Source organism: Methylobacterium planeticum, from assembly GCF_008806345.1.
Taxonomy (GTDB): Bacteria; Pseudomonadota; Alphaproteobacteria; order Rhizobiales; family Beijerinckiaceae; genus Methylobacterium; species Methylobacterium planeticum.
In genome coordinates, this window is sequence record NZ_VZZJ01000004.1 from 206,452 (window position 1) to 226,395 (window position 19,944).

The 19,944-nt window shown below is 71.9% G+C and carries 18 protein-coding genes; 6 read left to right on the forward strand and 12 right to left on the reverse strand.

Annotation, left to right across the window (positions count from 1 at the left end; translation table 11 throughout):
- Positions 1-252: 252 nt before the first annotated feature.
- The gene (gene rpsT / locus F6X51_RS06580) at positions 253-528 is read right to left on the reverse strand and encodes a 30S ribosomal protein S20 (RefSeq protein ID WP_150962420.1); all 276 of its coding nucleotides are present in this window, start codon (positions 526-528) and stop codon (positions 253-255) included.
- 315 nt (positions 529-843) lie between these two features.
- Between rpsT and speB the strand changes: the two genes are divergently transcribed.
- Positions 844-1,782, forward strand: coding sequence for an agmatinase (gene speB, locus F6X51_RS06585; protein WP_246696664.1), 939 nt, complete (start codon positions 844-846; stop codon positions 1,780-1,782).
- A 64-nt stretch (positions 1,783-1,846) separates the two neighbouring features.
- Entirely contained in the window at positions 1,847-2,485 is a 639-nt protein-coding gene (locus F6X51_RS06590; RefSeq protein ID WP_150962421.1) for a glutathione S-transferase family protein, read from the forward strand.
- A gap of 21 nt (positions 2,486-2,506) precedes the next feature.
- Here F6X51_RS06590 and F6X51_RS06595 read toward each other — a convergent pair whose 3' ends face one another.
- From F6X51_RS06595 to ubiE, 3 genes are read right to left on the reverse strand one after another with little or no spacing between them, the layout of a single operon-like run.
- Positions 2,507-3,778, reverse strand: coding sequence for a bifunctional phosphopantothenoylcysteine decarboxylase/phosphopantothenate synthase (locus F6X51_RS06595; RefSeq protein ID WP_150962422.1), 1,272 nt, complete (start codon positions 3,776-3,778; stop codon positions 2,507-2,509).
- Between the two features lie 28 nt (positions 3,779-3,806).
- The gene (ubiB, locus tag F6X51_RS06600) at positions 3,807-5,363 is read right to left on the reverse strand and encodes a 2-polyprenylphenol 6-hydroxylase (RefSeq protein ID WP_150962423.1); all 1,557 of its coding nucleotides are present in this window, start codon (positions 5,361-5,363) and stop codon (positions 3,807-3,809) included.
- A 27-nt stretch (positions 5,364-5,390) separates the two neighbouring features.
- Entirely contained in the window at positions 5,391-6,164 is a 774-nt protein-coding gene (gene ubiE, locus F6X51_RS06605) for a bifunctional demethylmenaquinone methyltransferase/2-methoxy-6-polyprenyl-1,4-benzoquinol methylase UbiE (protein ID WP_150962581.1), read from the reverse strand.
- Between the two features lie 203 nt (positions 6,165-6,367).
- Between ubiE and mutM the strand changes: the two genes are divergently transcribed.
- The 4 genes from mutM (at position 6,368) to gmk (ending at position 10,515) form a co-directional block, all read left to right on the forward strand.
- Positions 6,368-7,279 carry a bifunctional DNA-formamidopyrimidine glycosylase/DNA-(apurinic or apyrimidinic site) lyase gene (mutM, locus tag F6X51_RS06610; RefSeq protein WP_150962424.1) on the forward strand — a complete coding sequence of 304 codons (912 nt, stop codon included), beginning with the start codon at positions 6,368-6,370 and terminating at the stop codon, positions 7,277-7,279.
- 181 nt (positions 7,280-7,460) lie between these two features.
- A complete protein-coding gene (gene mltG / locus F6X51_RS06615) occupies positions 7,461-8,834 on the forward strand; it encodes an endolytic transglycosylase MltG (protein WP_150962425.1) in 1,374 nt (457 codons plus the stop codon).
- Between the two features lie 82 nt (positions 8,835-8,916).
- Entirely contained in the window at positions 8,917-9,780 is an 864-nt protein-coding gene (locus tag F6X51_RS06620; RefSeq protein WP_246696655.1) for a YicC/YloC family endoribonuclease, read from the forward strand.
- Between the two features lie 63 nt (positions 9,781-9,843).
- Positions 9,844-10,515 (forward strand): guanylate kinase, encoded by a 672-nt coding sequence (gene gmk, locus F6X51_RS06625; protein ID WP_150962427.1) that lies wholly within the window; start codon positions 9,844-9,846, stop codon positions 10,513-10,515.
- 20 nt (positions 10,516-10,535) lie between these two features.
- Here the strand turns inward: gmk and F6X51_RS06630 are convergent, their stop codons facing one another.
- From F6X51_RS06630 to F6X51_RS06665, 8 genes are all read right to left on the reverse strand, one after another.
- Positions 10,536-11,108, reverse strand: a complete 573-nt coding sequence (locus F6X51_RS06630) for a biliverdin-producing heme oxygenase (protein ID WP_150962428.1) — start codon at positions 11,106-11,108, stop codon at positions 10,536-10,538.
- Positions 11,105-13,696: a histidine kinase dimerization/phosphoacceptor domain -containing protein gene (locus tag F6X51_RS06635; protein WP_246696656.1), complete on the reverse strand. Its 2,592-nt coding sequence runs from the start codon at positions 13,694-13,696 to the stop codon at positions 11,105-11,107. The genes F6X51_RS06630 and F6X51_RS06635 overlap by 4 nt, the downstream gene beginning before the upstream one ends.
- Positions 13,697-13,819: 123 nt before the next feature.
- On the reverse strand, positions 13,820-15,217 hold the full coding sequence (locus F6X51_RS06640) for a dihydrolipoyl dehydrogenase (protein ID WP_150962430.1): 1,398 nt from the start codon (positions 15,215-15,217) through the stop codon (positions 13,820-13,822).
- A 34-nt stretch (positions 15,218-15,251) separates the two neighbouring features.
- On the reverse strand, positions 15,252-16,058 hold the full coding sequence (locus F6X51_RS06645; protein ID WP_150962431.1) for an SDR family NAD(P)-dependent oxidoreductase: 807 nt from the start codon (positions 16,056-16,058) through the stop codon (positions 15,252-15,254).
- A gap of 217 nt (positions 16,059-16,275) precedes the next feature.
- On the reverse strand, positions 16,276-17,859 hold the full coding sequence (locus F6X51_RS06650) for a c-type cytochrome (RefSeq protein ID WP_150962432.1): 1,584 nt from the start codon (positions 17,857-17,859) through the stop codon (positions 16,276-16,278).
- A 93-nt stretch (positions 17,860-17,952) separates the two neighbouring features.
- The gene (locus F6X51_RS06655) at positions 17,953-18,258 is read right to left on the reverse strand and encodes a hypothetical protein (RefSeq protein WP_150962433.1); all 306 of its coding nucleotides are present in this window, start codon (positions 18,256-18,258) and stop codon (positions 17,953-17,955) included.
- A gap of 3 nt (positions 18,259-18,261) precedes the next feature.
- Positions 18,262-18,756, reverse strand: coding sequence for a TspO/MBR family protein (locus F6X51_RS06660; protein WP_150962434.1), 495 nt, complete (start codon positions 18,754-18,756; stop codon positions 18,262-18,264).
- Positions 18,753-19,943, reverse strand: coding sequence for a geranylgeranyl diphosphate reductase (locus F6X51_RS06665; protein WP_150962435.1), 1,191 nt, complete (start codon positions 19,941-19,943; stop codon positions 18,753-18,755). Before F6X51_RS06665 ends, F6X51_RS06660 begins: the two co-directional genes overlap by 4 nt.
- Position 19,944: the final 1 nt, after the last annotated feature.

Sequence of the window (19,944 nt, forward strand, 5' to 3'; positions counted from 1 at the left end):
GCAGATTCTGGAACAGCGTTAACGCCGGGTGCATGCCCGGGTCGTATCCGCGGATCCGGCCCGGGACGCCCTCGTCGGGCCCGGGCTGGCGGAGGGGCGCATCGACGGACCGGGCATGGGCGGAGGCGGGCATGGGCGGAGGCGGGCGCCGGCACCGCGGACGCGAAAAAGCCCGGCACGCAGGCCGGGCTTTTTCATCGACGTTCCTGAGACCGGGAGGCTTGCGCGCCCGAAGCCCCTCGGGCAGTCGGCTCAGGCGGCAGCGGCGCCGAGCGACTTCACGCGCGCGGCGAGGCGCGAGACCTTCCGGGACGCGTTGTTCTTGTGCACGATGCCGTGCTGGGCGGCCCGCATGATCTCGGGCTCGGCGGCGCGGAGCGCCGTCAGCGCGTTCGCCTGATCGCCGGTGGCGATCGCCTCCTCGACCTTGCGGACAAAGGTACGCATCCGCGAGCGGCGCGAGCGGTTGATCGCGGTACGCTTGGCGATCTTGCGGGTCATTTTCTTGGCCGACACGGTGTTGGCCATGGGCATCCTCGTCTCGTCGGGCGATACCGATGGGCTTCTCGAAGCCGGGCTCGGTCAACGCGTGCAGGTTATCAGGCAATGGCGAAGCCGAGGGTTCGCGATGAAGCGCGAGCCCTCGGCGGAGCGGGTTCTATAGTCGGGCGGCCGTCAGTCGTCAACGCAGGCCCGGCGGGCGCACGGCCGACCCGCTTGATCTGCCCCGAAGCCCCTCGGATGATCGGGGGAACGCACCGCATGCAGGGAGGCCGGACCGTGACGCACAGGGTCAGCGAGACGGACGCGGCGCGCATCGCCCGCTATCGCCCGGCATCGGGGATGCTCAGCCCGCGCTTCTCCGGCGTGCCGAGCTTCATGCGCCTGCCGGTCCTGACGCCGGCGGAGGCGGCCGGCGCGATCGAGATCGGCCTCGTGGGCATTCCCTTCGACGGCGCGACCACGAACCGGCCCGGAGCCCGGCTCGGCCCCCGGGGGGTCCGCGAGGCCTCGACCGGCACCCGGATGCTCAACCCCGCCACCGGCATCGCGCCCTACGCGCTCGCGGCCTGCGCCGATCTCGGGGACGTGGCGGTGAACCCGATCGACGCCGCCGAGACCTGCCGGCGGATCGAGGCCTTCCACGCGGGGCTGAGGGCCGAGGGCGTGGTCCCGCTCTCGATCGGGGGCGACCACCTGGTGACCTACCCTGTCCTGCGGGCGCTGGGGCAGGGGCGGCCCCTCGGCCTCATCCATATCGACGCCCACAGCGACACGGACGACAGCCAGTACGAGGGTACGCGGCTGACCCACGGCACGCCGTTCCGCCGGGCGGTCGAGGACGGCGTCCTCGATCCGCATCGCAGCGTCCAGATCGGCATCCGCGGCAGCGTGGATGCGGCGGACGAGCGGGATTGGGCCTGCGCTCAAGGCATCCGCATCATCACCATGGAGGAGGCGCTCGTGCGCGGCCTGCCGGAGATCGCGGCGGAGGCCCGCGCCATCGTGGGCGCGGGACCGACCTATCTGAGCTTCGACATCGACGCCCTCGATCCGGCCTACGCCCCCGGCACCGGCACGCCGGAGATCGGAGGCTTCACCTCTCGGGAGGCACTCCACCTCCTGCGCTCCATGCGGGGTCTCGACCTCGTCGGAGCGGATCTCGTCGAGGTGGCGCCGCCCCTCGATCCCTCCGGCGTCACCGCCCTGGCCGGCGGCGCCCTCGCCTTCGAGATCCTGTGCCTCCTCGCCGATGCGGTGGCCGAGCGCCGGACGCGTTGAAGGCCGCTTGACCCGGGTGCGGGCGGCGATGAGCCTGCGCCGCCGGCGAAGCGCGAGGATCGAGATGCAGCCCGAGATCACCTTCTACCACGCCCCGAACACCCGCTCGACGGGGGTGCGCACCCTGCTGGAGGAGCTCGGGGCGCCGCACCGGATGCAAGTGCTCAACATGAAGGCCGGCGCGCACCGGCAAGCGCCGTATCTCGCCGTCAACCCGATGGGGAAGGTGCCGGCGATCCGGCACGGCGACGCCCTCGTGACGGAGCAGGCCGCGGTGTACCTCTACCTGGCCGACCTCTTCCCCGAGGCCGGCCTCGCGCCGCCGACGGGCGATCCGCTGCGGGGGCCGTACCTGCGCTGGATGGTGTTCTACGGCTCATGCTTCGAGCCGGCCGTGATCGACCGGGCGCTCGAGCGTGAACCCGGTCCCCGCGCGATGTCGGCCTACGGGGAATTCGACGCGGTGCTGGCGCAGGTGATCGGAGCGCTGAAGCCCGGCCCCTACATCCTGGGCGAGCGCTTCTCGGCGGCCGACGTGCTGTGGGGCTCGGCGCTGAGCTGGACTACCGGGTTCAAGCTGATCCCCGAGGACCCCGCCATCATGGCCTACGTCGCGCGCTTCCGGGAGCGTCCGGCGGTTCGGCGGGTCGCGGAGGCGGATGCGCGCCTCGCCGCCGAGCACGAGGCCGCCGCGGCCGGGTAAGCTGCACCCGCCGCCCGGGTCTCAGGCGCCGAGGAGGCGTGCGAAGCGCTCGACCAGGCGGCGGCCGACCTCGTCCTTGTCGAGGGTCGGCCAGGTCTCGACCGATCCGTCGCGGGACACGAGATGGACCGTGTTGCGCACCCCGCCCATCACGCCGCCCGCGAGCGAGACGTCGTTGGCGACGAGGAGATCGCAGCCCTTCCGGGCGATCTTGGCCCGGGCGTAGTCGACCACCCTGTCGGTCTCGGCGGCGAAGCCGACGACGAGCCCGGGGCGCCCGGACGCGAGCCCGGCGATCGTCGCCAGGATGTCGGGGTTCTCGACGAGGCCGAGGGGCGCGGGCGCCGCCCCGTCCTTCTTGATCTTCGAGCCGCGCGCCTCCGCGGGGCGGAAATCCGCGACGGCCGCGGTGAAGACCGCGACGTCGGCGGGCAGGGCCGCCCTCACCGCCGCCAGCATCTCGCGCGCGGTCTCGACCCGCACCACCGTCACGCCGGGCGGGTCCGGGATCGCGACCGGCCCCGAGACCAGCGTCACGGCGGCGCCCGCCGCGGCGGCCGCTGCCGCGATGGCGTGGCCCTGCCGCCCGGAGGAGCGGTTGGCGATGTAGCGCACGGGATCGATGGGCTCGTGGGTCGGTCCCGAGGTGACGAGCACGCGCCGTCCCGCGAGCGCACCGGCGGAGGAGCGCCCGGCCAGGAACCCGAAGCCGGCGGGGGCGTGCGCGGCCTGCGCGTCCGTCTCGGCCAGCATCGCCGCGACGGCGTCGGCGATCTCGGCGGGCTCGGCCATGCGGCCGGGGCCGAACTCGGCCTCGGCCATCGCGCCCTCGTTCGGGCCGACGACCCGCACCCCGTCGCCCTGAAGGGTCGCGAGGTTCCGCCGGGTGGCGGGGTGGTGCCACATCCGCACGTTCATGGCCGGCGCGATCAGGATCGGGAGGGTTGTCGCCAGGAGCACCGTCGAGGCGAGGTCAGGGGCGAGGCCGCCGGCCATGCGGCCCATCAGGTTCGCGGTCGCGGGGGCCACCACCACGGCGTCGGCGTCCCGCGCGAGCTTGATGTGGCCGATATCGGCCTCGTCCTCCCGGTCGAACAGGTCCGTGTGGGCCCGCTCGCCCGCGAGCGCCGCGGCGGCGAGGGGCGTCACGAATTCCTGGGCGCCCTTGGTCAGGAGCGGGCGCACCGCGGCGCCGCGCTCGCGCAGGCGGCGGATCAGGTCGAGGGACTTGTAGGCCGCGATGCCTCCGCCGATGACGAGGAGGATGCGGCGGTGGGCGAGGGGACGATCCATGCCGTCATCCTGAAGACTGGCGGGTATCCTAGCGGAACGCCATCACGAGCGCACCGATGGCGATGGCCCAGAGCGCCAGGGTCGACCAGATCGCCCGGCGGCGCTCCTGGCGGGCGAAGTTCTCGAGGCGGTGCGCGTCGCCGGTCCCCGCCTCGTCGAGGCGGATCATGATGCGCTTCAGCCGCACGGCGAGGTCGGGGATGTCGGAGACGACGTCCGCGATGGTGAGGGCCGCCCGGCCGGCGCCCTCGATCCGGCCGATCGGCCCGAGATTGCGGGTGATCCAGCTGCGCACCACGGGCTCGGCGCCGGTCCACATGTCGAGTTGGGGATCGAGCGAGCGCGCGACGCCCTCGACGACCACCATGGTCTTCTGCAGCATCACGAGCTCGGTGCGGGTGCTCATGTCGAACAGGGCGGTGACGTCGAAGAGCAGGGTCAGCACCTTCGCCATCGAGATCTCGTCGGCACGGCGCTGGTGGATCGGCTCGCCGATCGCCCGGATCGCCTGCGCGAAATCGTCGACCGAATGGTGCCGGGGCACGTAGCCGGCCTCGAAATGCACCTGCGCCACCCGCTTGTAGTCGCGCAGGATGAAGCCGAGCAGGATCTCGGCGAGGAAGCGGCGCTCCTTCACCCCGAGCCGTCCCATGATGCCGAAATCGACCGCGACGAGGCGCCCATCCGCGTCCACGAATAGGTTCCCGGGATGCATGTCGGCGTGGAAGAAGCCGTCCCGGATCGCCTGGCGCAGGAAGGATTGGATCACGGTCCGCCCGAGGAGGCGGGAATCGTGGCCGGCCGACACGATGGCGGCGCGGTCCGACAGGCGGATGCCGTCGATCCACTCGCTCGAGAGCACGTCCCGGGCGGTCAGCTCCCATTCGGGGCGGGGCACCCGGAAATCGGTGTCGTCCCGGGTGTTCTGGGCCAGCTCGGACATCGCGGCCGCCTCGAGCCGGAAATCCATCTCCATCATCACCGAGCGGGCGAGGATCTCGACCACCTCCCGCGGGCGCAGGCGCTCCGCCTGCGGCGAGAGCGCGTGGACCACCCGCGCCATGAAGCGCATGGCCTGGAGGTCGCGCTGAAAGCGCTCGCGCACGCCCGGCCGCATGATCTTCACGGCGAGCGTGCGCTGCGTCCCGTCCGGGTCGATCACGGTGGCGCGGTGGACCTGAGCGATCGAGGCGGCGGCGATCGGCTCGCTGAAGGAGGCGAACAGGCTGCGGATCGGGTGGCCGAAGGCGGTCTCGACCACGCGGATCGCCTGCCCCTGCGGAAAGGGCGGCACCCGGTCCTGCAGCATCTCGAGATCGATCGCCGCCGCCATCCCGACGAGGTCGGGGCGGGTCGCGAGGAACTGCCCGAACTTGACGTAGGACGGTCCGAGCCGGGTGAGCGCCTTCGAGAGCCGCGCCGCGCCGTCCCCGAGGCCGGGACGCTCCAGCATGCGGCCGATCCGCAGGGCGAGGCGCAGGTGCGGGGGCAATTGCGACGGGTCCACGAAGGCGAGTCCGCCCTCGCGGGCGAGCACGAAGCCGACATGGACGCCCCGGATGAGGTGGATGATCGCGCCGAACACCCCGTCACGCCTCCCCGGCCGGGGCCATCAGGAGATCTTCCAGCCGGAATGGATCGCCACGATCCCACCCGAGAGCAGCCGGTGCGTGACGTGGCGGAAGCCCGCCGCCTCGATCATCCCCGCGAAGGCGCCCGGGGTCGGGAACTGCCGGATCGACTCCACGAGGTAGCGGTAGGAATCGGCGTCGCCCGCCACCCGGGCCCCGAGGCGCGGGATCATGTGGAAGGAATAGGCGTCGTAGATCCTATCGAGGACGGGCAGGTCCACTTTCGAGAATTCGAGGCAGAGGAAGCGCCCGCCGGGCTTCAGCACGCGGTGGGCCTCCTTCAGGGCGGCGTCGATGCGCGGCACGTTCCGGATGCCGAAGGCAATCGTGTAGGCGTCGAAGGATTCGGCGGGCAGCGGCAGGGTCTCGGCATTGCCGGTGACGAAGTCGATCCGGCCGTCGAAGCGGTGTCCGGCCCGCTCGGCGCCGACCCGCAGCATCGCCTCGTTGATGTCGAGGACGGTGACATGGGTGCCGGGCCCGCCCGCCGCGAGGGACCGGAACGCGATGTCGCCGGTGCCGCCCGCCACGTCGAGGTGGCGGAAGGCGCGCCCTTGCGGCGGGCGCAGCATGGCGATGAGCTGCGCCTTCCAGGCCCGGTGCAGGCCCGCCGACATCAGGTCGTTCATCAGGTCGTAGCGCTTCGCGACCGACCGGAACACGTCGTCGACCCGCCCCTGCTTCTCGTCGAGCGCCACGCGCTCGAAGCCGAAATTCGTCGTGTCGTCGTTCGAAGCCCGCTCGCCAGCGCTCATGCTCATCCACCTTTTGCCCGGCTTCCATAGCGAAGGCGGGGACAATCCGCTATGCGTCGAACCCGCAAGGGCGCGGAGGTCCACCGGCCGGGCGGGCGCCGTCCGGCGGCGTGTTCCCGATCGGCGCGACGACGCGCCCGGATTGCCCCGGGCCGGATCCGCCCCGATATCGGGGCCCGAGCCATCCCTGCGAACCGGTGACGATGCCCGAACTTCCCGAGGTCGAGACCGTGCGGCGCGGCCTGGAGCCCGCCCTCGTCGGCGCGCGCTTCGCCCGCGTCACGCTCCGGCGCCCGAACCTGCGCTTCCCCTTCCCGGAGCGTTTCGCCGAGCGCCTGGAGGGCCGAACGGTCACGGACCTGTCGCGGCGCGCCAAGTACCTGACGGCGGGCCTCGATTCCGGCGAGACCCTGATCATGCATCTCGGCATGAGCGGGCGTTTCGACGTGGCGTTGCCCGACGGGCGCAACCTGTCCCCGGGGGATTTCTACCTCGAAGGGGCGCTCGGCGTGCCCAAGCACGACCACGTCGTGATGGCGATGGGGACGGGCGCCACCGTGACCTACAACGACGTGCGCCGCTTCGGCTTCATGGACCTCGTTCCGACGGGGGACCTCGCCGCCTGCCGCCACTTCGCCGGCATGGGGATCGAGCCCCTCAGCGCGGCGCTCACCGGCGAGGCGATCGCGCGGCTGTTCCGGCACAAGATCACGCCGCTGAAGAGCGCGCTCCTCGATCAGCGCCTGATCGCGGGGCTCGGCAACATCTACGTCTGCGAGGCGCTGCACCGGGCGGGCCTGCACCCCGAGACGCCCGCCGGGGTCCTGGCGCGGACCGACGGACGGCCGACCCCGAAGGCGAAGCTGCTCGCCAGGGTCATCGGGCAGGTGCTCACCGAGGCCGTGGCGGCGGGGGGCTCGACCCTGCGCGACTACACCCACACGGACGGGACAGCGGGCGCCTTCCAGCACGCCTTCCGGGTCTACGACCGGACCGGGGCCGCCTGCACCCGGCCGGGCTGCGGCGGCACCGTCGCGCGCATCGTGCAATCGGGACGGTCCACCTTCTACTGCGCCGCCTGCCAACCCGGAGCCGGGCGGATCCCGGCGCGCTGACGACCGCACCGGACGGCATTTTCGCCACAAATTCCGCTAAGGTCGGCCCTCCGCGCGGTCTCCTGACACGCGCAGGCAACCGTGCCATCCTGGCCCGACCGTCCTGGCGCCGCGTCCGGCTACGCGACGAAGGGCCGGCGAACGGGCCTGGGTCAGGGAGCGCGAGCCGAGCAGGAATTCGATGTTCTTCCGCAGACGCAAGACGCCCGCGCCGACGCCGATCAACTCGGACGAGCCGGCCCTCCCGAACCGCCTCTCGCCGCGCTCCCCCGGCGAGGCGATCAAGCCCACCGCCGCCCTGCCGCCCCCCGAGGAGCCGGTGCGCGAGCGCGGCGGCCTCCTTGCCACGATCAGCGGCCTCCTCACCTTCGCGGTGGTCCTCGCCATCGGCGCCATGATCGGCCTGACCCTGTTCCAGCGGCAGGTGCAGGAGCCGGGCCCCCTCGCCGCCGACAAGGTCGTGGTCATCCCGACCCGCAGCGGCACCGGCGAGATCGCCGAGATCCTGCAGCGCGAAGGCGTGATCGCCCATACGGGCCTGTTCGAACTCGCCGCGCGCTTCGGCGGCAAGCCGCCCCTCAAGGCCGGCGAGTACAGTTTCAAGGCCCATGCGAGCATCAGCGAGGCCATCGACACGGTGACGACGGGGCGGCAGGTCCAGCACGCGATCACCTTCCCGGAGGGCCTGACCAGCGAGCAGATCATCGGCCGCCTCAACGAGAACGACATTCTCACCGGCGAGATCGGCGAGATCCCGCCCGAGGGCTCGCTCCTGCCCGACACCTACAAGTTCGAGCGCGGCGCCACCCGCCAGCAGATCGTCAACCTGATGCGGGCCAAGCAGCGCGAGGTGCTGAACCAGATCTGGCTGCGCCGGAGCGCCGAGGTGCCGGTCAGGACCCCGGCCGAGATGGTCACCCTCGCCTCCATCGTCGAGAAGGAGACCGGCCGCGCCGACGAGCGCCCGCGGGTCGCCGGCGTCTTCGTGAACCGCCTCAACAAGCGCATGCGGCTGCAATCCGACCCGACCATCGTGTACGGGCTCGTCGGCGGCCGCGGCACCCTCGGCCGCGGCATCCAGCGCTCCGAGATCGAGCGCCCCACCCCCTACAACACCTACGTGATTGAGGGCCTGCCCCCGGGCCCGATCGCCAATCCGGGCCGCGCCGCCCTCGAGGCGGTCGCCAACCCGTCGCGCACCAAGGACCTCTTCTTCGTGGCCGACGGCACGGGCGGCCACGCCTTCGCGGATTCCCTCGAAGGGCATCAGAAGAACGTCGCGCGCTGGCGCCAGGTCGAGCGCTCGCGCCAGAGCCCGGCCCCGGACGGGAACGGCGTCGACAAGGTCGAACCGGCGGATGCGGGCGCCACGCCGGGTCGCGCCTCGGCCTACGCGCCGGGCTCCAACGCGGCCTTCGCCCTCGACGGCACCGGCCAGCCCGGGGGCAAGTCGCGGGCCTTCGACGCCTCGGAGGGCACCAAGCTCGATCCCCTGAAGAACAAGACCTTCGACCTCAACTCGGCCAAGACCGTGCCGGTGCTGAAGCAGCCCTGAGGGCCGCGCGCGCCTCAGGGCGCGCGCGGAATCGATCGAGACGGTGCGGGGCGGGAGCGCTTATCTGACCATGATCGCGAGCATGACCGGGTTCGCCCGGGCGGCCGGCACCACCGGCCCGGTGCAATGGGCCTGGGAGGTCCGCAGCGTCAACGGACGCGGGCTCGACGTGCGCGTCCGCGTGCCGGCCGGCAACGACGCGGCGGGCGAGGTCGCCCGCACCGCGCTCCAGAAGACCCTCAGCCGCGGCCAGTGCCAGGTGTCCCTCAACCTGACGAAGCCCGAGACCACCGCGCGCATCCGGGTCAACGAGGCGCTCCTCGCGTCCCTCGCCGAGGCGGTGGCGCGTGTGCCCCGGCCGGACGGCCTCGCCCCCGCCACGATGGACGGCCTCCTCGGCGTGCGGGGCGTGATCGAATCCGAGGAGGACGAGTCCGCCGCGACCGATTCCCTCGCCCGCGACCTCGCCGAGGGGGTCGTGCGCCTCGTCACCGACCTCGTGGAGGTCCGCCGCGCCGAGGGGCGGCAGCTGCAGGAGATCATCGCGGGCCAACTCCGGGCGATGGCGGAGCTGACGCACGCGGCCGAGGATTGCCCCGCCCGCAAGCCGGAGGCGGTGCGCGCCCGCCTCGCCGCCACGGTGGCGACGCTGATGGAGGTCGGCAGCTTCGACCAGGACCGGCTGCACCAGGAGGCGGTGATGCTCGCCGCCAAGGCGGATGTGCGCGAGGAGCTCGACCGCCTGCGGGCGCATCTCGCCGCCGCGCGCGAGCTGATCGCGGCCGGCGGCGCCATCGGACGACGCCTCGACTTCCTGGCCCAGGAGCTCGGCCGGGAGGCCAATACCCTGTGCGCGAAGGCCAACGACGTCAGCCTGTCACGGATCGGACTCGACTTGAAGGCCGTCGTGGAGCAATTCCGCGAGCAGGTTCAGAACGTCGAGTAGGCTCGTGGACAAGATGATGCGCGCACAGGTCGGGGACGCGACGCCCAACCGGACGGCACGCCGATGACCGGCGCGAACGCGGCGCCCCGCGATCCGATCGGCCGGCGCGGCTTGGTCCTGATCCTGTCCTCGCCCTCGGGGGCGGGCAAGACGACGCTCACCCGCGCCATCGCGGAGGATGGCGGCTGGGGCCTCGAGCTGTCGATCTCGGTGACGACGCGGGCGCGCCGCCCTTCCGAGATCGACGGGCGGCACTACCACTTCATCGACCGCGAGGCCTTCGAGGACCTGCGGGCCCGCGACGACCTCCTCGAATGGGCGGAGGTCCACGGCAACTTCTACGGCACGCCGCGGTGCCCGGTGGAGAAGGTGCTGTCGACGGGCCGCGACATGATCTTCGACATCGACTACCAGGGCACCCGGCAGGTGCGCTCGAAGCTCGCGGACGACGTCGTCACCGTCTTCATCCTGCCCCCCAGCATGGCGGAGCTGCGCCAGCGCCTGGAGCGCCGCGCCGAGGATTCGCCGGCCACCATCGAGAAGCGGCTCGCCAATGCCCGCGTCGAGATCCAGCGCTGGAGCGAGTACGATTACGTCATCGTCAACAACGACCTCCAGAACGCCTTCACGTCGCTCCAGGGCATCCTGACGGCCGAGCGCCTGAAGCGCACGCGCCGGACCGGCCTCGGCACCTTCGTGGAGGGATTGCTCGACGAAGCGGCGGGTCGCCCGTAGCGCGGCCGCGCGCGGTTCCCTCAGGCCGGAGCCGGGAGGTCCCGGCAGAGCCAGAGCCGCAGGGCTTCGAACGTCGCGTTGGCGGCCGCGACCGCCGCAGCCTCCGCGTCGGGCCCGGCCGCCAGGGAATCGAGATGGGTCCGAAAGGCCGACCACATGGCCCCGGTCCGGTTGCCATGGGCGAGGTAGTAGCGGCAGCCCGTCGCGGCGTCGAAGCCGTGGAGGGCGGCGATGCGGCGGCCGATCATCTGCCCGCCGAGCGTCGAGCCCTCGAGGACGTAGAGCGCGCCGATCGCCGCGTCCGGACCGTCGAGCCGCGGCGCCGGAGGGCCGGGTAGATCAAGGCGCGCGTCGAGCCCGAGGTCGCTCAGGTCGGCATCGAGGCGCGCCAGCCGCCGGCGGGGCGCGAAGAAGGCCTCGTCCGCGAGCGCCGCGCCGATCGCCGGCTCGTAGACGCCGTGAAAGCCGCGGAAGCGCGCCAGGAGATCGCGGTAACCCGCCAGGGTGGCGACGCGCGCCTCCCAGTCGAGGCTCCGCTCCAGGTCCTGATGCGCCGCGGCGGTCGCCGCGCGCAGGTGCTGATGCAGGCTCACGCGGTGATCGTGAAGCAGGCGCCGGGCGCGTTGGCGACCTCGATGCGGGCGTTGATCTGGTCGAGCATCGCCCGGATCAGCTTCATGCCGAGGCCGGTGCCCTGCGGCTTCGCGTCGGCCCATCCCTCCGGCAGGCCCTGTCCGTCGTCGCAGATGCGCATGCGCACGACGCCGGCCCCCCCGGCCGAGACCGTGACCGCGACGCGGCCACCATCGGGGCTTCCGGCATACTTGAAGGCGTTCGTGACGAGCTCGGTGGCGATCAGCGAGAGCGCCACCGCCTTCCGGTACGGCACCATCAGCCCGGGCTCGGCCACGAGGTCGACGGCGTGGCCGTCACCCGCCATGCCCGCGAGATCGCTGCACAGGTTCTCGATGGTCTGGCCGAGATCGACCTCCTCGACGCTCTCGGCCTGGTAGAGGCTGTCATGCACCCGGGCGACGCTCATCACCCGCGCCGAGGTTTCGGCGAAGGCCTGGCGCGCGTCCGGATCCGAGATCTGGCGGCGCTGCATCTGCAGGAAGGCGGAGACGATCTGCAGCGAGTTCTTGACCCGATGGTCGATCTCGCGCGTCAGCAGATCCTTCTGGATCAGCAGCTTCTCCTTGTCGGCGAGGAGCCCGGTGAGTTCGTCGATCTTGCGGCGCTGGCGCAGCACCACGCCCTCCACCGCCTGCGCCAGGGCGGTGGCGAGGGAGACCTGCCATTCCGGCCAGGGCGCGGCGAAGCCCGTGCGCTCCTCGACCCAGCGCTCGAAGGAGCGGCGCGGCAGGACGGCCACCGGGCCGCATCCCGCGAGGACGGGCTTGCGGGGATCGCCGCCCCAGGTGACGGTGCTCGGCACCTCCGGCCTGAACCAGAGGAGCAGGTGCTCCCGCGAGGCGTCGACGAAGGTCCCGAGGAGGCCGCTGGCGGGCCCCTGGTAGGCCGCCGCTTCGGGGTAAACCGCCGCGAAGGCGTGCGTCGCGTAGGACATCGTGCCGGCGGGCAGCGTCTGCCTCAGCCAGTCCGCGATCGCCCGGACCTCGACCTCGGACGGCGCCCGCCCGAGCAGCGTGACCGTTCGCCCCGAGACGATGCCCGCGCCCGTCGCGCCGAACAGGTCGAGGAGGGTGACGGAGCCCGCGGTGAGCGAGGTCACGAAATTCTCGGAGCGCGTCAGCTCGCGCACGAGCCGGCCCTCGGTGTCGAGATGCGCCTGCCGCTCGGCCCAGAGGCGGCGCCCCTCGATCTCCTGCACCCGCATGGCGAAGGCGTCGGTGAGGACGGTGGCGGCCGCCCGGGTCTCCGGAGCGACGTAGTGGGGCTGGCGATGATGCCCGATCATTAGCCCCCAGAGCTTGCCCTCCACCATGATGGAGATCGACATCGATCCGTTCACCCCGAGATTGCGCTGATACTCGAGATGGATCGGCGAGAGCGTGCGGTGCTGCGCGAAGGTCAGGTCGATCGGCGCGTTGCCGGCCTCCGGGGCCGCCACGATCGGCACCGGCACGCAGTCGCGGTCGATGACGAAGCGGCTCCGGGCCTTGGTGTAGAGGGCGCGCGCCTGGGCCGGGATGTCGGAGGCCGGGAAGCGCAGGCCGAGCAGCGCCCGCGACCAGTCCGGCACCTTGTCCTCGGCAAGGGCCTCGCCGTTCCAGTCAGCATCGAAGCGGTAGACGAGGATGCACTCGAACCCCGTCAGCGCCCGGATCTCCAGGGCCGCGATCCGGGCCGCGCCGTTCAGGGTCTCGGCCGCGCGCAGGCGCGTCACCGCGAGCTCGGTGTCGATCTGACTCGCGCCGCCGAAATCCTCCGGCAGCTCCGGCGCGAGCTCCATCTCGACGATCACCCGGCTCGCATGCGCGTGGGCGACCGCGTAATAGCTCAGGCCGTCGCGGCCCGGCAGGCGCAGGACCCGCCGGATGCTGCGGCCCCCGTCCAGGGTCTGGCTGGCCAGGCGCGCCCGGATCTGCCCGACGAAGGCCGTCGGCAGCACGTCCTCCAGCGCGCGGCCGGCGAGCGGCACGCCGTCGTCGACGAGCACGTCGAGGACGTTGGCGCTGTGGGCCTGGATCACGAGGCTGACCGGATCGGCCGCCACCATCACGGCGTTCGGCTGCAGCGCCCCCGGGATGTGGATCGGCTCGCGCTCGCAGAGCATCGGATCGACGGGCTCCGCCCGCGCCCGCCGGCCGATCGCCGCCCTCACGGCCTCGCGGGACTGGCCCTGCGCCAGCATCCCGAGCGGGACGATGGCGAGCCAGTAGCCATCGCGGCCCTGGGCGAGGCGGATGCGCGCGCGCAGAGGCTGCGGGACGCGGCCGAAGACGAACTCGAAGGCCTCGTCGAGGCGCCCCTTGCGGATCCCCGCGAGGAACCGCCCGTGAAAGCCCGGGACGTTGGTGCTCGGCGCGATCTCGCGAAAGTAGTGGCGCCCGATCATGGCGCTCGCCGACAGGCCCGTCAGGGCGCTCGCCGCCTCGTTGCAGGCGCGGATCGTCCCGGCCGCGTCGAGACCGAGGATTGCCACCTCGATGTCGTCGATCGTGTCCGGCGAGAGCGCTTCGAGATCGACGATGCCATCGTGCAGTGAGCTGGACAAGGGAGTCGGCGACATCAGGAGCGATCGGTGATCATGCGCCGTCCGGTATGGCTGGCCGGGACCGGAAGTGCAATGCGCCGACCTGGCTCGGTGAGCCCGCCCGGGCGGCGCCCGCGGCGGATCTCAGCCGCCCGCGCCGCAATTGCGCGTGATCTCGGCGAGCGCCGATTCGAACCCCTCTTCCAGGGTCGGATGGTAATAGGGCCGGTCGCGCAGCCGCTCCGCCGTGAGCCCGTCCTCGATCGCGAAGGCGAGGAGATGCCCGAGGTGCTCGACATCGGGGCCGATCATCTCGGCCCCGAGCAGGACGCCGCGCCGATCGGCCCAGATCCGCAATCCGCCGCTGTTGCGGGCTTCCACTCGGGCACGGCCCTGGTCGCGGAAGCTCGCCGCGCCGGTCACGCGCGCGTTCCCCGCTTCCGCATCGTAGGAGGCGCCGACCTTCGCCGTCCCGGGTCGCGTGAAGACCATCGCGAGCGCCGTCCAGGGCTCGGGCGCCGACGCCGCGTCCGAGACCGCGAGCGCCGCCGCGTTCCGCCCCGCGATCCGGCCCTGGCGCGCGGCCTCGTGCAGAACCGGGCGCAGGCCGTTGGCATCGCCCGCGATGAAGACCCGAGCCCCGTCGCAGCGGAGGCTGCGCGCATCGAATTCCGGCATGCCGTGCTCGCCGAGGCGAAGCCCGGCGGCGCCGAGGGCGAGCCCCGTCACGTTCGGAGGCCGGCCGGCCGCCGCCAGCACGCGCTCGACCCGGACCGAGCCCGCACCATCGGGCCCCTTGAAGAAGAGGCGCACGCCGTCGCCCTCCGCCTCGGCGCCCGAAACCTCGGTGCCGAGATGCAGGTCGATCTCGGCGCCGAAGATTTCGGCGGCCGCGCGGGTGAGGTCGGGGTGGGAGAGGCCCGCGAGGGTGTGGCCGACATCGAACAGGCTGACCGCGACGCCGAGCCGGGCCATGGCCTGCGCGATCTCGATGCCGACCGGGCCGCCCCCGAGCACCGCCAGGGAGGCGGGGAGATCGGGGATCTCGAACACGGTGTCGGTGGTGAGCACCCGCGTCCCGAGCCCCTCCAGCGGCTTCGGCAGGCTCGGGCTCGATCCGGTCGCGACGACAGCGGCGCGAAAGCGCAGGCGGGTCGCGTCGCCGACCGCGAGGGTCTCGCCGTCGAGGAAGCGGGCACGGCCGGAGAGCCGCTCCTCGCCCGGCAGCGCCTCGAGCCCTTCGAAGACGAGGCGGACGAAGCGGTCGCGCTCCGCGCGCAGCCGGCCGAGCACCGCGGGCCCGTCGATCTCGACGTGGGGCACCCGCACGCCGAAGCGGTGCGCCGCCCGCGCGTCGTGCGCCGCGTGCCCCGCCACGGCAAGGAGCTTCGAGGGCATGCAGCCGACCCGCGCGCAGGTGGTGCCGCCCGGGCCCGCCTCGATCAGCACGGCCCGGGCGCCCGCCTCGCGCGCCGCCTTGTGGGCGGCGATTCCCGCCGTGCCGGCGCCGATGACGGCGACGTCGCAACGCACTTCACGCATCCGAGCCCCGCTCCCCATCGCGCCGCTGCGCCGATCAGCTGCCCGTCGTCAGGACGGCGCCGCCGTCGACGCGCAGGTTCGCGCCGGTGACGAAGCTCGCCTGCTCGGAGCACAGGAAGGCGACGGCCGCCGCCACCTCGTCGGCCCGCCCGCGGCGCTTGCGCACCATGCCGGGCCGCTTCTCGTCGAGGAACGTCTCGATCGCCTCGTCGAAGGAGACGCCCTTCTCCTCGGCACGCTTCTGCATCATGGCGTCGGTCATCGGCGTTGCGATGAAGGCGGGGGCGACGGAATTCACCATCACGCCGTCCGGTCCGTAGGCCTTCGAGAGGCCCTTGGCGAGGTTCATCACGCCGGCCTTGGCGGCGCAATAGGGCAGTTCCTCGACATAGGGCTGGACCGCATCCTCGGAGGTGAACAGCACCACCCGGCCCCACTTGGCGTCCCGCATCGCCGGGATGAAGGCGCGCGCGACCCGCACGGCGACCATGAGGTCGGCCTGGATCGTCTCCAGCCAGTCGTCGTCGCTGAGTTCGAGGAAATCGCCGGTCGGGCCGGTGATGCCGGCGGCGTTGACGAGGATCGTCGGCTTCTCACCGAAGGCCTTGTCGGCGAAGGCCTTCAGCGTCTCGACGCCCGCCATGCCGCTGAGATCGGCCGCCACCGCCCGCACGTCGCCGAGCTTGCCCAACGCCTTGGCGGCCGCCTGCAGGGCCTCCGCGTCGATATCGGTGAGGACGATCTTCACGTCCTCGCGCAGAAGGGACTCGGCGCTGGCGTAACCCATGCCGGAATCACCGCCCGTGACGACGGCGACCCGTCCGCTGATACCGAGTTCCATACGTGGCGCTCCCGCTCGGAAAAGACCGGCGACCGCTGTGCAACGGGGCCTCGCATGGCCGTTCCGGGCCGGCGCAGCGGCTGGTCCCGAACCTCTCCCCCGATCGAGCAGTCGCGGTCCAACCCGGGCTCGGGCCGATCGTTCCTCCGGCCGGGCCCCCTGCGGCGACGGGGCAGGGATCGGCGGATTTGCCTCGGACGTGGGGCCGCCCGGCCGGTCAGTTCCTGGGAGGCGCCGCGCCCGGGACGGAGCGGATCTCGGCCCGCTTCTCCGGGTTCTTCAGCTGGCTGTAGACGACGTTGCTGAAGCTGCCGATGACCGCGTGCCAGGGCGCGTTCCGGTAGAACTCGTTGTCCTTGGCGACCTTGCAGAAGGCGGTGGTGAGGCCGTTGACGATGTCGTCGTCCTTGGCGCCGGGGGCTGCCGCCTTGATCTTGGGCAGGAGACCGTCGAGGCGCGGGATGAAGTCTTCCTGCCTGATGTCCTTCAGCGCGTCGGCGAGGCCGGCCTCATCCAGGGCCTTGGCGATCGCCGGCTGCTCGATCTCGGCGCAGGGGGCGTTGCCCGCGAGCATCGTCTTGATCTGCCCCCGCGCCTGCGAGACCACCCCGCGGTCGGCGATGACCGGGGCCTTGTTGCCCCAGGAATTGCGGATGTAGTCGGTGACGTCGGCGACCTCCTGGTCGGTCATCCCCTGGCCGACCGCCAGCATGGGCGCGTATCCGCTCTGGGCGCCGAGGCCGCCCAGGATGACGTTGATCACCGTCTCGGGGCCCTGCGACTGCACCGACGTATTGCCGGCGAGCGCCGGGATCGCACCCTCGACGCCGCGACCGTCCGGCTTGTGGCAGGAGGAGCAGTAGCTGAGATAGGTCGCGGAACCCGGGGCGTTCGGCTGGTTGAAGGCCTCCAGATCCTTGACCTTGTAGGTCTCGCGCGCCTTCTGGGTGCGCAGGTAGGCGACCATCGCCTTGAGATCGGCATCCGTCATCTTGCTGAGGGATTCCTCGATGGTCTGGCGCATCGGGCCGGCGGCGACCCCGGGGGCGTTTCCGGGCGCGGTGCCGGCCTTGAGATAGGTGATCACCTGCTCGTCGGTCCAGGAGCCGATGCCCTGGTGGTCGTTCGGCGTGATGTTGGGCGCGTACCAACCGTCGATGACGCCGCCGCCGAGCTTGCCCGCGAGCCCGCTGTTGCCGACGAGCTTGCGCTCGTTGTGGCACATGCCGCAATGCCCCAGCCCCTCGACCAGATACCCGCCGCGATTGACCTCGGCACTCGCGTTCGGGTCCGGCTGGAACTCGCCCGCGGAGAAGAAGGCGGTGCGCCACGTGATCAGCGCGGTGCGGATGTTGAAGGGGAAGGGGATCTCGTTGTCCTTGCGGGGCTCGTTCACGGGCTCGAGCGACTGCAGGTAGGCCCAGATCGCCTTCACGTCGTCCTTGGTGACCTTCGTGTACCAGCCGAACGGAAAGGCCGGGTAGAGGTAGGACCCGTCCTTGCTGATGCCGTCGTGGAAGGCCCGGTAGAAGTCCTCCTCGCTCCAGTTGCCGAGACCGGTCTCCTTGTCGGGCGTCAGGTTCGGGGTGCGGATCTTGCCGATCGGCGTGTTGAGCACGTAGTTGCCGGCGAGCCTCTTGCCGCCCGGAGCGGTGTGGCAGGCGACGCAATCGCCGGCCGTCACCAAGTATTCGCCGCGCTTGATCAAATCTTGATCCGCCGCACGCGCGCCCGGCACGGCCGCGACTGTCAAGATCGACACAAAACCGGAGGTGGCAGCGAGGGCGCGAAGTCGACGCATGGTGCCAAATCTCCGATCATGCGGTGGAGCGGAAGACGAATTCAGCTGTGGGATCGCGCGTTGAACGCATCGTCTGAACGCGAAGTTCCTGGCTCACGAAATCGTTGGGTGCGGCCAAACGGCATCGTGCCGCCGTTCCCGGAACCGCAGCACGAGTTCGCCGAGATGCGCCGCGAAGGACAGGGCGAGCCAGCCGGCGATCACCGTCCAGCCCGCGCCGACGAGACTCGCGCGCAACGCCAGCATCAGGGAGGCGCCGGAGGTGAGGTTGAGGAGGAGGGGGCGCGCCCTCGGCCCGCGGCCCGTGCGGGCGCGCCATGCGAGGAGCGCCACCGCCTCGAACAGCACGAGCCCGAGGATGATCTCGATGATCCGTCCGCTCGCGAACAGCGCTTCCACGCCTCACGCCCTCCGGAACGGGCCGTTGAGGCGCACGATGGCCCGGTTGAGGACGGCCGCGACGCCGACCCAGATCAGGTAGGGCAGCAGCAGGACGGCCGCGAACGCCGAGACCCGCACGGTGACGAGGATCAGGGCGAGGATCGAGAGCCAGAGGAAGACGACCTCGACGAGGGCCCAGTCCGGCCGCTCGGCCCGGAAGAACAGGCCGCTCCAGGCGATGTTGAGGACGGCATTCACCGCGTAGGCGCCGATCAGGACGGAGCGGGACGGCGCGTCCGGGCTCGCGTGCCAGGCCATGACGCCGGAGACCGCCGTCAGGGCGAAGATCGTGGTCCAGATCGGCCCGAAGGCCCAGTCCGGCGGCTTCCAGCCCGGGCGCCGGAGGGCGTGGTACCAGGGGCCGGTGACGGTGAGCAGGCCGCCGGCGACGCCGACCACGAGGCAGGCCGCGACGGCAACGAGGGCGGGCAGCCAGTCGGGATCGAGCCCGATCACGGCGAGACCCAGCGGAACAGGTGCGCCAGATCCTTGAAGAAGATGCGCGCATGCGCGGCGGGCTTGGCGCGGACCAGCTCCTTGTTCATGTAGGAATCCCAGGTGAGCTGCTGCACGTCCTTGTCGCGGCAGATCGAGACGAAGCGCTCCCGCAGGGCGTCGTTGCGGTACCAGACCGCCTGCATGATCCGCAGGATCAGGAAGACGCGCCCGTGCAGCTTCATGAAGCGGCGGCGCGCCTGGGCGAGGGCAGCGGCGCGGCCGGTCGCCAGGAAGGCGTCGGCGGCCTCCGCCGCGAGCCGTCCGCCGAGCATCGCGTAGTAGATGCCCTCGCCGGAGGCCGGCGCGACGATGCCGGCGGCATCCCCGGTGAGCAGGACATCCCGGCCGTTGTCCCACCGGCGCAGGGGCTTCAGGGGAATCGGCGCGCCCTCGCGCCGCATCGTGCGGCCGGCATCGAGGCCGGTCGCGGCGCGCAGGTCCCGGATCGCGCCGCGCAGGGAGAAGCCCTTGCGGGCCGAGCCGGTGCCGATGCTGATCGTGTTCCCGTGCGGGAAGATCCAGGCGTAGAAATCCGGCGAGAGCTTGCCCTGGTAGAAGACGTCGCAGCGCGTCTCGTCGAAATCGGCCCTGGTGCGCGGCGCCTCCACGATCTCGTGGTAGGCGAAGACCTGTCGCATCGCGGCATGGCCCTTGATCTCCGCCCGGCCGACCGGGGAGGTCGCCCCGTCAGCCCCGATGACGAGGCGCGCGCGCACCTGCACGTCGCCGTCCGCGCCGCGGTAATGCACGCGGGCGAGGTCGCCCTCGTCGCGGCTGATGCGCTCGAAGGTGCCGGCCCGGTGCTCGGCGCCCGCCAGGACTGCGCGGTTGCGCAGCCAGGGATCGAAATGCTCGCGGTCGACCATGCCGACGAAGCCGTCGCCCACCGGCATGTCGACGCGCTTCTCCGCCGGGGAGATCATGCGTGCCGACTTGATCCGGGCGACGATCAGGTCGTCGGGGATCGCGAAGTCGCGGATCAGGCGAGGCGGGACCGCGCCGCCACAGGGCTTGATCCGCCCGGCCCTGTCGAGGAGGAGCACCCGGCGCCCCGCCCGGGCGAGGTCGGTCGCCGCCGTGGCGCCGGCCGGCCCACCGCCGACCACGACCACATCGAAGGTGTCAGGCGCGGCCGGATCGGACATG